This window comes from Paenibacillus sp. BIHB 4019 (assembly GCF_002741035.1).
Taxonomy (GTDB): domain Bacteria; phylum Bacillota; class Bacilli; order Paenibacillales; family Paenibacillaceae; genus Pristimantibacillus.
The window spans coordinates 6,111,833-6,124,461 of record NZ_CP016808.1 but is presented as its reverse complement, the minus strand read 5'-3'; the positions used below and the strand labels follow the sequence as shown (position 1 = coordinate 6,124,461).

Here is a 12,629-nt window from a genome sequence, read left to right as displayed (position 1 = left end):
TATAGTTACTACGTCTAACCTACATAATGATGAGGGCCAGCGCCAAGCAGGGATACCGCATTTTCGGCACAGCTGCCGCGAATGCTTTTTTTATGCCTGATTAGCCTGAAGCATCCCTCCGCATGGAGAGAACATACCATTTTAGAGGAGTGTATACGATTAATGAAAGTTAAAATGAACCATATGCTGAAAACAAGCCTTGCCATTTGGCTGATTGCAACGCTAACACTGCTTGCCGCTTGCGGCGGTGCGGTAAACAATAATAAGGAATCTGCTGCACCAACTGTCGCACCTTCTGCATCTCCATCCGCCGAGACAGGCGCCGCATATCCGCTCACCGTAACCGATGGAATGGATACCAAGCTGACCTTCGAGCAGGCACCTGAAAAAATTGTAACGCTTGTGCCAAGCGAAACGGAAGTTGTGTTTGCTGTAGGAGCAGGCAAGCAAGTAGTTGGCGTGGATCAGTACAGCAACTATCCGGAAGAAGCGAATGATATTGAGAAAATTGGCGATATGACGACTAATATAGAAGCTGTCGTGAAGCTGAACCCGGACCTTGTGCTGGCATCCTCCAGCATGAATGGCGATGCGATTGCCAAGCTGCGTGAATTGAATATTCCGGTATTTGCCTCCGATCCGAAAACGTATGGCGAAACGATTGCCCATATTGAGTCGGTCGGCCAAATTTTGAACCGGGTGAAGGATGCCGAGACCGTTGCAGGACATATGCGCGACGTCATGAATCAGGTCATGAATGCGGTGAAGGATGCGCCTGCGAAAAAGGTGTATTTGGAGTTCAGCCCTGGTTACACAGCAGGATCGGGCACGTTTTTGGATGAGCTGCTGACGATGGCGGGCGGTACCAATGTGGCAGGCTCGAAAGAAGGCTGGTATGAAGTCAGCGCCGAAGAGATCGTTAAGCAAAATCCGGAAATTATCATTTATCCGGATATGAAGGTAAAACCGAACCCTATCGTTGCAGCGATGGACAGCCGGGCAGGCTGGAACGTCATTGACGCGGTGAAAAACAAGCAGGTTATCGCGGTTGCGGAAGATCCGCTCGTACGTGTAGGACCGCGGCTTGCCGACGGTTTGCTTGATCTGGCGAAGGCTGTTCATCCAGACCTCGTTAAATAGCGGATGAGACATCAATGGTTAGGCTATGGAGGAGCAGCAGTGCTCCTTCTTGCTGTTTCTATTATCGCAAGCTTGTCGATTGGCTCCGCAGGCATTTCCTTTACCGATGTGTGGGGCATTTTGCTGCACCAGCTGCCATGGCTTAGAGATCAGCCCGTTAGCTGGAGCGAAGGAGAAATTGCAATTGTAACCCAGGTCAGGCTGTCCCGTGTGCTGCTGGCGGTGCTTGTAGGCGCATGTCTGGCACTGGCAGGCAGCGGTTTTCAAGGCGTGCTGCGCAATCCGCTGGCCGATCCTTATACGCTCGGAGTTGCTTCCGGCAGCTCGGTTGGCGCTGCGGCATTGATTTTATTCGGCTATCAGGCGGCAGTTGGCATTTGGACCATTCCAATTGTCGCTTTCATAACCGGAATTACGACGTTATTAGTCGTTTTCTGGCTGGCGCGCAGCTCGGCGGGGCTGCAGTTGGAAACGCTTATATTATCCGGCGTTATTATCCAGGCGTTCCTCGGAGCTTTCGTATCGTTTATGGTTTCGCTGTCCAACAGCGTAGTGAACCAGATTTTATTTTGGCTTATGGGCTCGCTGGCGATGAAAAGCTGGGCGAACGTCTATATGCTGATTCCCTTCCTTATTATTGGCGTCATTGTGCTGATCGCTTATGCGCAGCATTTGAATGTTTTTCTGCTTGGCGAGGGGCAGGCGGCGCATCTGGGCATTCGGGTAGAGCGTACGAAGCTGGTCGTGCTGGCTTGCTCGACACTGCTCACAGCGGCTGCTGTATCGGTAGCGGGCGTCATTGGTTTCGTTGGCCTCGTCGTACCGCATGTGATTCGCTTGATCGTTGGGCCGGATTACCGCTTGCTCATTCCCTTATCTGCATTTGGCGGCGGCATATTTGTGCTATGGGCCGATACGCTTGCTCGTATGGCGCTTAGTCCGAAGGAAATTCCGCTAGGCGTAGTAACGGCGCTGATCGGTGCCCCATTTTTCGCTTATTTGCTGCATCGGCGCAAGCGGCTGGAAGGAGGGGGATGATGGCTATCATGCTTGAAGCACGTCAACTTGGGACGACGATTCGCGGCAGAAATGTGCTGAATGACTTAACCTTTTCCTTTGAAAAAGGGTATACATACGGCATTATCGGCCCCAATGGCGTCGGAAAATCCACTTTACTGCGGCTGCTTTCCGGCGTATTGCCTCCTTCGCAAGGTGATATTTTTCTGGCAGGGCGCAGCATTGCCGCCTATTCACGCAAGGAGGCAGCGCGCAAGCTTGCGGTGCTCCAGCAGGGCGTGCTCCCGCCGGTAGGTTTTACGGTGCGTGAAGTGATTGAAATGGGGCGCTTTCCGTATCAAAATTGGTTCGGCAATGAGCCTGGCGACAGCTCGCCGATTATTAACGAAGCGATTGCTGCAATGGGGCTTGAGAAGCTGGAGCAGCGAACAATGGCTGAGCTAAGCGGCGGTGAACGGCAGCGCGTGGCGCTGGCAAAAGTGATCGTGCAGCAAGCGGAAGTCATTTTGCTTGACGAACCAACGACCTATTTGGATATCGGATACCAAATTCAATTGCTGGATACGGTAAAAAGCTGGCAGCGTGAGCAGGGTATTACCGTTGTAACCGTGCTGCATGATTTAAATCTAGCCGCTTTATATTGCGATGAAGTGCTGGTACTGCATAAGGGGAGTATTGCAGCTCTGGGCAAGCCGCAGCATATTTATACGACGGAGCTTATTCGCGACGTATACGGCGCTGAAGCTTCCATTATGAATCATCCGTTAACGGGGGTGCCGCAAATTTTGCTTGCGCCCAATGTACGAATAAACAATGGGGAGCTGGAATGAAGAGATGAAAGAAGAATTTTGCAAGCTGCTGGCGAACGCAATTGGGAGAATCCCGGCATTTAATGAACAGGAAGCGGAGGCGGCAAGACGCCATTCCGACCAATTGACGAAGCCGCCGGGCAGTTTGGGCAAGCTTGAAGATGTTGCTTGCCAGCTTGCGGGAATTTCAGGCGAGCGCTGGCCAGATATGGAGCGCAAAGCGGTCATTATTATGGCTGGCGACCACGGGGTGTGCGAGGAGGGGGTCAGCGCATTTCCACAAGCGGTAACGCCTCAGATGGTGCTGAATTTCTTGAATGGCGGCGCAGCGGTCAACGTACTTGCCCGCCAAGCGGGAGCTGACGTGTATTGCGTTGATATAGGAGTGAACGCAGAGCTTGCGCATCCAAAGCTTTTAAGCCGAAAGATCATGTACGGAACTGCCAATATGGCGAAAGGGGCTGCGATGACGAAAGAGCAGTCCATTAGAGCGATTTTGACGGGGGTAGAAGTCGTGGATGAGCTTTACGAAAAAGGCTACCGCGTCTTTGCGATAGGAGAAATGGGCATCGGCAACACGACGGCTAGCGCTGCCATCACGACGGTGTTGACAGGGCTTCCGCCCGAAGAAACGGTTGGCAGAGGAACAGGCATTAATGATGAGGCTTGGAAAAATAAAGTCGAGGTTGTTAAACGGGCTATTGCGGTTAATGCACCTGATGAACTGGATCCCTTCGACGTACTGATGAAGCTGGGCGGAGTTGAAATCGCTGGATTAGTAGGCGTTATTATTGGAGCAGCAGCAAACAGCTGTCCGGTCGTTATAGACGGCTACATTTCCTCTGTTGCAGCACTAGTAGCTTCGCGTATTTCTGATAAAACAAAACCAAGCATGATCGCGTCCCATCTTTCCTATGAGCAGGGTCATGCGAAGCTATTGAAGGCCGTGGGCTTAAGCCCAATGATTCATATGGATATGCGGCTTGGCGAAGGCACAGGCGCGGTATTATGCTTCCATTTTATTGATGCCGCAATAAAGCTCATGCAGGAAATGGCCACTTTTGAAAGTGCAGGGGTATCGAAAGCGTAGGTGAAGCTGAAATGGCAATGTTAGTAACAGGCGGGACGCGCAGCGGCAAAAGCTTATTCGCCGAGCAGCTCGCGATGAGACTTGGAAATAAAGGCATTTATATAGCAACAAGCCGCATTTGGGATGAAGAAATGGCTGAGCGCGTAAATAAGCATCAGCAGAGTCGCGGCGCAGGCGTTTTTGAATGGAATACGGTCGAGGAGCCGCTTGACCTTGCCGAATTGCTGGCGCAGCAGGCCCAGGCAGCGGCAGCTATGGCGTCAGCCGGAGAACAGCCGCCAGTCGTGCTCGTAGATTGTCTAACCCTTTGGTTGACGAACGCTTTAATGGCAGCGGAGGAGCAGGCGGGACAACCCGGCAAAGAAGCAGACGAGCAGCTGCATCGCCAGACGGAAACGCTCATTGAAGCGATTGCCGCCTATCCATATCCGCTCGTATTAGTAACAAATGAGGTAGGGGCGGGTATTGTGCCTGCTTATCCAATGGGCAGGAAATTTCGCGATGAGGCAGGACGGCTGAATCAGCGGGTGGCTGCGGTTTGCGATAAAGTGTTTCTCGTAACGGCGGGCATTCCCATTGAGCTCAAGGCAGCGGCTTTCCGCTGGGAGCAGCTATGATCTTCTATTCCTTGCCGGACATGCTGTGGCTGATCGCCGTAGCGATTGTCGTCGATTGGATCATTGGCGATCCAAAATGGCCTACGCATCCTGTCATTTGGATCGGCAGGCTCATTGCTTGGCTGGAGCAGAGGCTGCGAAGCAGCGATAAGCAAGAATCCTCCAAGCGCCTCAAGCTAAAGGGCGTCTTGTTGATGCTCATAACGTTGGCTGTTTCATATGGCGTCATGTGGGGAATTGTCGCGGCCGCTTCGCTTATTCATTCTTGGCTCGGCTATGCGGTGACCATATGGTTTATATCAACGACTATCGCGGTCAAAGGGTTAAAACAGGCAGCGATGCTCGTTTATGCCCCGCTTGCGGCTGGAAACCTTGAGGAAGCACGCAAATACGTCGGCTACATTGTCGGACGGGACACGGACAAGCTGGGTGAATCAGAGGCTGCCCGTGCTGCTGTGGAAACGGTGGCGGAAAATACAGTCGATGCGCTCGTATCGCCTATTTTTTTCGCATTAATAGGCGGAGCGCCGCTTGCTATGCTGTATCGGGCGACAAACACGCTTGACTCTATGGTCGGTTACCGCAATGATAAGTATATTGATTTTGGCTGGTGCTCGGCACGGACCGATGATGTGCTCAACTATATACCAGCGCGGTTGACGGGAGCTCTGCTCGCGTTCTCGGCGTGGCTGCTGCCGGGCATGTCTGCCGGCCGTTCGGTCGCTGCGATTCGCAAATTTGCCCATCGCCATCCGAGCCCAAACAGCGGCATTCCCGAATCGGCTGTTGCTGGTGCGCTCGGTATTGAACTGGGCGGACTCAATTATTATTTTGGAGAGCCTAGCGAACGTGCACGTATGGGAGAGCCCTTGCGTCCATTGTCTGCTCGGGATATCATTTTCACAACTAGATTATTGTATTTGGTAAGCCTATTACTTGTAGTCGGGGTGCTGGCATTATGGCTGTTCGTTCATTAAAGCTGCATGCTCAGGCGCTGGTCGCCGCAATTCAATTTTTGACGAGAATTCCAGTACCGTTAACCGTCCCGTTTGAGCCGCAGGTGCTGTCCCGCAGCACAGCTTACTTTTCGATTGCGGGAAGCATCATTGGAGGCATGATTACGCTAGGCTTTGCTGCTGTGCAGAGCTGGCTGCCTGCTGGGCCGGGAGCTGTATTGCTGCTCGCATTGTGGCTCTCACTTAGTGGCGCGCTGCATATGGACGGCTGGATGGACACGGCAGACGGCGTGCTGAGCCATCGCTCGCGGGAGCGGATGCTGGAAATTATGAAGGATAGCCGCGTAGGCGCGATGGGTGTCCTTGCCGCGGTTTTGCTGGTGCTGTTCAAATTCACCGTGTTATATGAGCTTCTTTATAATACAAACTCTATTTATGCGCTTCCACTGCTGGTCACAATACCGGCGTGGAGCCGCTGGTGGATGGCGGCGGCGATTGTCATTTGGCCGAGTGCCCGTGAGGGAGAAGGGATCGGCGCTTTATTCCAAGCGGCCTCGCTGCGGCATGTATGGTCGGGTTTTGTGCTGACCTTCCTGCTAGCGTGCGGGATCGGCCTCGCCTTTGGATTGCCGCTCAGCACGTCAGCTTTCACAGCGGCAGGTGCTGCTGCTGTGACGATGGCGACAGGGACATTCATGTCTTTCTGGCTCGTCCGCAAGCTGGGAGGCTTGACTGGCGACACCTACGGCGCCATGAATGAAGCGATTGAAGCTATATTGTTGCTTGCACTGCTATTATTGACAACTCATTAGAAGAGGGGAATACGCACCATGCTTGAAAGATACGGACATGGCGGTGACCTGCGTACGGCAGAGGAAAATTTCGGACGGCCAGCTGATCAGTTTGTCGATTTCAGCTCCAATATGAATCCGTTAGGCCCGCCCCCCTTGGTACATAGGGTGCTGCTATCTTATGCCCAGCAAATTGGCAAGTATCCTGACCCTGCGGTACGCGGATTACGGGCGAAGCTTGCGAAGCTGCACGGCATTGACGAGCAGTGCATATTAATTGGAAATGGTGCGGCAGAGCTGATCGATCTGACCGTTCGTGCTGTAAATCCTATTATTACGAGCCTTGCGTTCCCATGTTTCAGCGAATATGGCGACGCCGTTCATAAAATTAGCAGCGGCATTGCCCCGATCATGCTGAATACGGAAAATGGCTTTGAGCTGACGGAAGAGGCGATCCAAAGCATGACGACCGAGATGGAAGAGCCCTTTTATATGCTGGGCTCACCCAATAATCCGACGGGCCGTCTTGTTCAACCGGCAATCATCAAGAAGCTGCTGGCTGGCGGCGCTACGGTGGTCGTGGATGAAGCCTTCATGGATTTTGTGCCTGAAGAAGCGGATTATTCGCTGGTGAAGGAAGCGGCCGGCAATGACAGGCTGTATGTCATCCGTTCTATGACAAAATTTTATGCCATTCCTGGCATTCGGCTCGGGTATGTGGTCAGTACGCCAGAGCGGATTGCAGAGCTGCGGCTGCTGCAGGTTCCTTGGAGCGTCAACTCGCTCGCGCAGCTCATTGGAGAGGGCGTATTGGAGGATGCGGAATATGCAGCGGAGACGCTGAAATGGCTAAATGAGGAGCGGCCTTGGCTCACTTCGCAGCTGGAGGGGCTTGGCTTTTCCGTAACGCCAAGCGAAACCAACTATGTGCTCGTAAGGCTGCCGTCTCTGCCTCAACTAACAGCTGCTGCTTTGCAGCAGGAAATGGGCAGCCGCGGCGTGCTTATTCGCGATGCTTCCCATTTTGTCGGACTTGATGACCGGTACTGCCGCTTTGCGATCAAGCTCCGCAGCGATAATGAAAAGCTGCTGGAGGCGCTGGCCCAATGCCTGGATGATTTTAAAGAGGATAGTAGGGATACGCATGAGTAAGCAATCAGAAAACAATGCCGGGCTGACAATTATGGTGCAGGGCACCGCTTCCGATGTGGGAAAAAGCTTGGTGACAGCCGCTTTGTGCCGGATTTTCAGACAGGATGGTTATACCGTCGCTCCCTTCAAATCTCAAAATATGTCGCTTAATTCCTACGTCACTTGGGATGGCAAGGAAATTGGACGTGCACAGGGGATGCAGGCCGATGCTTGCGGCGTGCTGGCAACGACGGATATGAACCCGATTTTGCTGAAGCCGACGAAGGAGATGTCTTCACAGGTCGTTGTTCATGGGAAGCCGCTGCGCGATTTCAGCGCGCGTGAATATCGGGAGAGCTACTTGCCGCAGGCTGGCGTCATCGTGCGCGAGGCGCTCGCCCGTCTGCGCAGCAGCCATGATATTGTCGTGCTGGAAGGCGCGGGCAGCCCTGCGGAAATTAATTTGAAAGATCGCGACATTGTCAATATGCGCATGGCTGCTTGGGCAGATGCGCCCGTCATTCTGGTGGCAGATATCGACCGGGGCGGTGTTTTTGCTTCGATTGTCGGTACGCTTGAGCTGCTTGAGCCGCATGAGCGCGAGCGCGTATGCGGCTTCGTTATTAATAAATTTCGCGGCGATGTAGGACTGCTGCAGCCCGGAGTCGATTGGCTGGAGGAGCGGACGGGCAAGCCGGTGCTGGGCGTATTGCCTTTTTTACCGGGACTTGCGCTGGAGGATGAAGATTCGCTGTCGCTGGATCGCAAGCTGGAAGAACAAGTAAAACAGCGGCCTGATACACTTGATATTATCGTGCTACGCCTGCCGCGCATATCGAATTTTACCGATGCTGACCCGCTTTACTTTGAAGCGGATGTCATGCTGCGTTTTGTGGACAGGCCAGAGCAATGGGGCACTCCTGATGCGGTTATTTTGCCAGGCAGCAAAAATACGGTTGAGGATTTGCTGTGGCTTCGCGAAATGGGCCTTGCCCAGCAAATAACTGCGTTCGCTGAGAAGGGTGGATATCTCGTTGGCATTTGCGGGGGCTATGAAATGCTTGGCGCGATGCTGCTTGATCCGGCAGGTGTGGAGTCTGAGCATAAGGAAACACCGGGCTTTGGTTTTTTTCCTTTTGACGTAAAGTTTGCTGGGGAGAAGAAAACGGTTCGTGTAGAGGGGCATGCCCGCGCGGCCGCAGCTTGGCTGACCGAACAGCTGCCTGTTGAAGGCTATGAAATTCATATGGGAGAAATTTTCCAGCATGGCGTGCTGCGCCAGCCCTTTGCCATTCGAAGCCAATTGGCTGGTGTAGAACCGCTGCAAGATGGCGGGCTTGATTATGCAGGCGAAGGAGCATGCTCGGTGGATGGCAGGCTTTGGGGCACGTTTATACATGGCATTTTACATAATGATGATTTGCGCCGGGCGTGGCTGAATGACATTCGTATAGCGCGCGGCTGGGAGCCGCTTGCGGCAGCGCTTCGTTTTCGTGAAAACCGCGAAGAGGCGTTTGATCGTCTTGCAGAGCATACACGCCAGCATTTGAATATGCCGCTCGTTTATAAGGTGCTTGCTGCGGGCGGGAAGCTGGGTAGTTAGCTTAAGTTTCAAATCTAGTAGGATGGAATCTTTAGACAAAGAACGGAAAAGGGAGTGGGCGAGGTCATGGAGGAGCAAGCTGCGCAGCGTTTGGGAAAGAAAAAAAGCTGGATCATCGCAGGCATTATGCTGGCGTTTCTTGCCTTTTGCGCGCTGCTGCTTTACGGAATGATTCAGTCGATGCAGCAAAAGGGCGGAGCGGCAAGCGACGGCACCCAGCAGCCTGTTAATTACAGCTATGCGGCTGTGAAAGCGGCAAATGGCTTTATGCTGCATGTTCTGAAAACCCGGCCAGCCAACGTAAAGCCTCAATTGGTGCAAAATAATGTGGCGTTAACGCCGTATTATGGCATCAATGGCGGATTTTTTTATGAAAAATCGCTGCTCAGCATTGCCGTGGTCAACAGCCTTGCAGTCAATGAAGAGCAGGGCGAATATGGCTCCGGCAGCGAAAATGCCAAATATGCCCGCGGTACGCTCGTATGGGATGGCGTGAAAGATCAGCTAAGCGTCCAAATTGCGAGCAAGGCATCCGAGCTTAAAGTTCAGGACCATACACGCTTCTGGGCGCAGGGCGGCATTAGCATGAGCATCGGCAATGATACGGGCTGGCTGGCGCAGGCGGAACAGGAAAATGCTCCTTTTCCCGATGACGCGCGGTTAAGGTCGGCTGCGGTATACGATCAGCTGGGCAACATTTATTTGGTAGTCAGCAGCACGAAGGGGAGCTTGGCTGCTTTTCGCGAAGCGGTTATCGAAAAGATTGGCGACAACAAGCTTGCCGGCGGCATCTTTCTCGATGGTGACGGCTCCTCGCAGCTGCGCAGCGCGGAGGCGACGCTTCAAGGCGATAGCCGTCCCGTTGTGCAAATGCTGCGCATTATGAAATAAGACGGTTTATTGAGGAGAAAAAGATGAATCAACTTCCGATTGATGCGGTTTTGCCGGAGCTGCTTGAGGCGCTGGCTGCTGGAAGCGGCGCCGTGCTGGTCGCCGAGCCAGGAGCCGGAAAGACGACGCGCGTGCCGCTTGCGCTGCTGGATGCGCCCTGGCTGGACGGCCGTAAAATTATGATGCTGGAGCCGCGCAGGCTTGCAGCCCGCTCTGCCGCCAAATATATGGCGGCGATGCTCGGAGAACAGGTAGGCGACACGGTCGGCTACCGCGTTCGTCTGGACACGAAGGTGAGTGCGCGGACGCGCATTGAAGTGGTGACGGAAGGCGTGCTGACCCGCATGCTTCAGGAGGACCCCGCCGTGCTGGACGTTGGCGTTATTGTATTTGACGAATTTCATGAGCGCCATTTGCATGGCGATCTGGGGCTGGCGCTGAGCCTTCAGTCGCAGGCGCTGCTGCGCAGCGATTTGAGGCTGCTCGTCATGTCGGCGACGCTTGCAGCGGGCCCCGTTGCGGAGCTGCTCGGCGGAGCGCCTATCATTGAGAGCGCCGGCAAAGTATTTCCGGTGCGGACGATCTATCGTTCCTCGAAAGTGGAAGGGCGCATTGAGCCGAGTGTTGTCAGTACGATCCTTCAGGCGCTTGCTGCTGATGAAGGGAATATGCTCGTCTTTCTGCCAGGCGTTGGGGAAATTCGGCGCGTTGCCTCCTTGCTGGCAAGAGAAGAGCGAATGAAGGGCGTTAAGGTGGCGGAGCTTTATGGCACGATGCCGCTCGAAGCGCAGGATCAGGCGATTCAGCCGTCCGCTGCTGGCGAGCGCAAAGTGGTGCTGGCGACGGCAATTGCCGAATCCAGCTTGACGGTCGAAGGCGTGCGTATCGTCGTCGATGCCGGGCTGATGCGGGTGTCGCGTTTTTCGCCGCGTACCGGCATGACGCGGCTGGAGACGACTCTGGTGTCGCAAGCGTCAGCCGACCAGCGCCGGGGGCGCGCCGGAAGGCTTGCTCCGGGCGTCTGCTACCGGCTGTGGACGGAGCAGGAGCAAATGCATTTGCAGCCCTTCAGCCAGCCGGAAATGCTGGAGGCCGATCTTGCGCCGCTCGCGCTGGAGATTGCGGTATGGGGCATCCAGCAGCCGGAGGAGCTCGGCTGGCTGGATCCGCCGCCGATCGGCGCGTATCAGCAGGCGCGGCAGCTGCTTGAGCTGCTGCAGGCTGTTGATTCGTTAGGCTGGCCTACGGAGTCGGGCCGGCGAATGGCGAGGCTCGGGCTTCATCCGAGACTCGGATATATGCTGCTTCGCGCGCAGCGGTATGGCGCGGCGGAGCAGGCTTGCGAGCTGGCCGCGCTGCTAAGCGAGCGCGACCTGCTGCCACAGCAGCGCAGCGCGGATGTGCAGCTGCGGCTGGATGCTCTGCACCGCGGCGATGGTGCTGAGGTGGATCGCGGCGCCGTGCAGCGAATTCGCTCGCAGGCGCAGCAATGGAGCCGGCTGCTGGCTAGCGCAGCAGCCGGCGAAGCAGGAGCCTCCGCGCGCGAAGCAGGAGCCTCCGCGCGCGGAGCAGCGGCTGCCGGAGCGGGCCAGCAGGACGCCGCGATGTCCTGCGGCGCGCTGCTGGCGCTTGCTTATCCCGATCGCATTGCGCAGCGGCGCAGCGACGGGAGATATTTGCTGGCGAACGGCCGCGGCGCGGCGTTGCCGGAAGCCCAGCCCTTGTCGCGCGCAGCCTATCTCGTGGCGGCGGAGCTTGACGATGCCGGAACGGAAAGCCGTATTCGGCTAGCGGCTGAACTGACGGAGGGCGAGCTGGCATCGGCAGCCCGCGACCAAATCCGGCAGGAGCGCATCGTGGAATGGGATGCGTCCGCCCAAGCGGTAAGGGCGCGTGAGCGCGTCCGGCTTGGCGCACTCCTCTTGCAGGAAAAACCGCTGCCGAAGCCGGATGCGGAGCTCGTCGCTGCGGCGCTGGCACAGGGTGTGCAGCAGGAGGGCTTGGCCTTGCTGCCGATGTCCAAGCAGGCAGCCCAGTTGCTCGCCCGTATGCGGCTGATGCGGCACTATGACAGCAGCTGGCCGGATGTATCCGATGAGGGGCTGCTGTCCACGTCATCGCTCGCCGAATGGCTGCTGCCGCATATTCAAGGGATGAAGAGCAAATCTGACCTGCAGCGCCTGAGTATGCAGCAGCTTCTCGAAGGCATGCTCACCTGGACGCAGCGGCAGGAGCTGGACAAGCAGGTTCCGACGCATATAGCGGTGCCAAGCGGCTCGCGCATTCCGGTCGATTACAATGACCCGGAAGCGCCGTTCATTGCCGTCCGGCTTCAGGAGCTGTTCGGCATGAAGGACACGCCTCTGCTCGCAGGCGGCAAACTGCCGCTAACTCTCCATCTGCTTTCCCCTTCGCAGCGTCCGGTTCAGGTGACGCGCGATTTGGGCAGCTTTTGGAGCCACGCTTATTTTGAAGTGAAGAAGGATTTAAAAGGACGCTATCCGAAGCATTATTGGCCGGATGACCCTTACGCGGCGCAGCCGACGAATCGGGTCAAGCCGCGCAAGTAGCTTGCAGAATACAT

11 protein-coding genes are annotated in these 12,629 nt (G+C 55.3%); all 11 read left to right on the top strand.

The features are described 5' to 3' along the window. The first annotated feature begins 162 nt into the window (after window positions 1–162). The 11 genes from BBD42_RS26485 (at window position 163) to hrpB (ending at window position 12,615) form a co-directional block, all read left to right on the top strand. Window positions 163–1,140: an ABC transporter substrate-binding protein gene (locus tag BBD42_RS26485; protein WP_237163243.1), complete on the top strand. Its 978-nt coding sequence runs from the start codon at window positions 163–165 to the stop codon at window positions 1,138–1,140. A gap of 3 nt (window positions 1,141–1,143) precedes the next feature. After that, entirely contained in the window at window positions 1,144–2,178 is a 1,035-nt protein-coding gene (locus tag BBD42_RS26480) for a FecCD family ABC transporter permease (RefSeq protein WP_099520616.1), read from the top strand. Between the two features lie 8 nt (window positions 2,179–2,186). Continuing rightward, the gene (locus BBD42_RS26475; RefSeq protein WP_172455740.1) at window positions 2,187–2,987 is read left to right on the top strand and encodes a heme ABC transporter ATP-binding protein; all 801 of its coding nucleotides are present in this window, start codon (window positions 2,187–2,189) and stop codon (window positions 2,985–2,987) included. Between the two features lie 4 nt (window positions 2,988–2,991). Next, window positions 2,992–4,056, top strand: coding sequence for a nicotinate-nucleotide--dimethylbenzimidazole phosphoribosyltransferase (gene cobT, locus BBD42_RS26470; protein WP_099520614.1), 1,065 nt, complete (start codon window positions 2,992–2,994; stop codon window positions 4,054–4,056). A gap of 11 nt (window positions 4,057–4,067) precedes the next feature. Continuing rightward, window positions 4,068–4,673 (top strand): bifunctional adenosylcobinamide kinase/adenosylcobinamide-phosphate guanylyltransferase, encoded by a 606-nt coding sequence (cobU, locus tag BBD42_RS26465; RefSeq protein ID WP_099520613.1) that lies wholly within the window; start codon window positions 4,068–4,070, stop codon window positions 4,671–4,673. Continuing rightward, the gene (cbiB, locus tag BBD42_RS26460) at window positions 4,670–5,650 is read left to right on the top strand and encodes an adenosylcobinamide-phosphate synthase CbiB (protein ID WP_099520612.1); all 981 of its coding nucleotides are present in this window, start codon (window positions 4,670–4,672) and stop codon (window positions 5,648–5,650) included. The genes cobU and cbiB overlap by 4 nt, the downstream gene beginning before the upstream one ends. After that, the gene (cobS, locus tag BBD42_RS26455; protein WP_099520611.1) at window positions 5,632–6,441 is read left to right on the top strand and encodes an adenosylcobinamide-GDP ribazoletransferase; all 810 of its coding nucleotides are present in this window, start codon (window positions 5,632–5,634) and stop codon (window positions 6,439–6,441) included. Before cbiB ends, cobS begins: the two co-directional genes overlap by 19 nt. An 18-nt stretch (window positions 6,442–6,459) precedes the next feature. Then, window positions 6,460–7,572, top strand: a complete 1,113-nt coding sequence (locus BBD42_RS26450; protein WP_099520610.1) for a pyridoxal phosphate-dependent aminotransferase — start codon at window positions 6,460–6,462, stop codon at window positions 7,570–7,572. Then, window positions 7,565–9,154, top strand: a complete 1,590-nt coding sequence (locus tag BBD42_RS26445) for a cobyric acid synthase (RefSeq protein WP_150131610.1) — start codon at window positions 7,565–7,567, stop codon at window positions 9,152–9,154. Before BBD42_RS26450 ends, BBD42_RS26445 begins: the two co-directional genes overlap by 8 nt. 66 nt (window positions 9,155–9,220) lie before the next feature. Further along, window positions 9,221–10,045: a hypothetical protein gene (locus BBD42_RS26440; RefSeq protein WP_099520608.1), complete on the top strand. Its 825-nt coding sequence runs from the start codon at window positions 9,221–9,223 to the stop codon at window positions 10,043–10,045. Between the two features lie 23 nt (window positions 10,046–10,068). Then, complete coding sequence (gene hrpB, locus BBD42_RS26435) at window positions 10,069–12,615, top strand: ATP-dependent helicase HrpB (RefSeq protein ID WP_099520607.1); 2,547 nt, start codon at window positions 10,069–10,071, stop codon at window positions 12,613–12,615. Window positions 12,616–12,629 lie beyond the last annotated feature (14 nt).

Coding starts and splice junctions, on each gene's coding strand:
- hrpB (WP_099520607.1), top strand. CDS start 10,069: ATGAATCAACTTCCGATTGATGCGGTTTTGCCGGAGCTGCTTGAGGCG.
- cbiB (WP_099520612.1), top strand. CDS start 4,670: ATGATCTTCTATTCCTTGCCGGACATGCTGTGGCTGATCGCCGTAGCG.
- BBD42_RS26475 (WP_172455740.1), top strand. CDS start 2,187: ATGCTTGAAGCACGTCAACTTGGGACGACGATTCGCGGCAGAAATGTG.
- BBD42_RS26440 (WP_099520608.1), top strand. CDS start 9,221: ATGGAGGAGCAAGCTGCGCAGCGTTTGGGAAAGAAAAAAAGCTGGATC.
- BBD42_RS26450 (WP_099520610.1), top strand. CDS start 6,460: ATGCTTGAAAGATACGGACATGGCGGTGACCTGCGTACGGCAGAGGAA.
- BBD42_RS26485 (WP_237163243.1), top strand. CDS start 163: ATGAAAGTTAAAATGAACCATATGCTGAAAACAAGCCTTGCCATTTGG.
- cobS (WP_099520611.1), top strand. CDS start 5,632: ATGGCTGTTCGTTCATTAAAGCTGCATGCTCAGGCGCTGGTCGCCGCA.
- BBD42_RS26480 (WP_099520616.1), top strand. CDS start 1,144: ATGAGACATCAATGGTTAGGCTATGGAGGAGCAGCAGTGCTCCTTCTT.
- BBD42_RS26445 (WP_150131610.1), top strand. CDS start 7,565: ATGAGTAAGCAATCAGAAAACAATGCCGGGCTGACAATTATGGTGCAG.
- cobT (WP_099520614.1), top strand. CDS start 2,992: ATGAAAGAAGAATTTTGCAAGCTGCTGGCGAACGCAATTGGGAGAATC.
- cobU (WP_099520613.1), top strand. CDS start 4,068: ATGGCAATGTTAGTAACAGGCGGGACGCGCAGCGGCAAAAGCTTATTC.